Here is a 1,121-nt window from a genome sequence, read left to right as displayed (position 1 = left end):
GGTGAATTCAAGTCATAAACGCAACTATACCTTCGTTGTTGATGGCGTCTGCAAAAACCTCATTAGGTGATTTAAAACCATACCTTTTTCTGGGTCTGTTGTTTAATATATTTTCCGCCCTTTTGATGGCTTGATCTTCAATGGAATCAAAGTTAGTCCCTTTGGGGAAATACTGTCTGACAAGTCCATTCAAATTTTCATTTGCCCCCCTTTCCCAACTATGGTAAGGTCTTGCAAAGTAAAAATCTATTCCTAACTGTTCTGCGATCTTTTCATGATTGGCAAATTCCTTTCCGTTGTCAGTGGTGATCGTCCTTAGAAAAGGGATGGCATCTTCCAATAGTGCGATGGCTTTGCGTTCTATATCTGCTGCTTCTTTTCCCTTTACATGTCCCATCCAAAGTGTTCCAGTAGCTCTATCGTTAATGGTCAATAATGCGCCTTTATGTCCTTTACCGATGATCAGATCCATTTCCATATCCCCAATTCGTTGCTTTCTATCAACCACTTCTGGGCGCTGACTAATGCAGGTTCTATTGGGGATTAACCCTCTACCAGCCTTCTTGTTACCTCTTTTGTGGTATTTCTTACCCTTAGTCCTTAAGTAGATATACAGCCTCCCTCCGTCCTTCTTGTCCTGCCAGATAAACTGGTAAATCCGCTCGATGGAAACGCATGGGCGATCATGTCGAATCGCACTACCATTTATCTGTTCTGGGCTATATCCCTGTTTTAACCAGTAGGTGATATCCTCTTGTATTTGAGTAGTTAAGGCCTTGTACTTATTTTTCTGCTGGTGTCTGAGGTGAGCTTTTTTATCCGCTAGGTCAGGACGATAGTTGTTATTCCGACCATCAGCATTCCTTGTCAGCTCCCTGCCGATGGTAGACTTGGCTCTGTCCAGGAGTTCGGCTATTTTCGAATTAGAAAGACCTTGTTTCTTGAAAGCAGAAATTTCGTACCTTTCTGCTAGCGTTAATTGCGACATATTATTTAAGTTTTGAAACCCAAAAATATGAGGTTTTTAGCGTCAACCCACCCTAAAGATTTGGTCCTAGGACCAAATCTTTAGGGTGGGTTTTTTCAACAATAATCTGTAGCGTTTATCTCTTGAATCTAAG

General features: G+C 41.5%; 1 protein-coding gene. It reads right to left on the bottom strand.

Translation table 11 applies throughout. The annotated features are described in order from the left end of the window. Positions 1-7 precede the first annotated feature (7 nt). Positions 8-988: an IS30 family transposase gene (locus BVH04_RS24980; RefSeq protein ID WP_086544178.1), complete on the bottom strand. Its 981-nt coding sequence runs from the start codon at positions 986-988 to the stop codon at positions 8-10. Between the last annotated feature and the right edge of the window lie 133 nt (positions 989-1,121).

This window comes from Algoriphagus antarcticus, assembly GCF_002150685.1.
GTDB lineage: Bacteria > Bacteroidota > Bacteroidia > Cytophagales > Cyclobacteriaceae > Algoriphagus > Algoriphagus antarcticus.
The sequence above is the reverse complement of the archived record's forward strand: the minus strand, read 5'-3'. Positions and strand labels throughout refer to the sequence as shown.

Excerpts from the sequence above, each read along its gene's own strand:
- BVH04_RS24980 (WP_086544178.1), bottom strand. The coding sequence starts at position 988 with ATGTCGCAATTAACGCTAGCAGAAAGGTACGAAATTTCTGCTTTCAAG.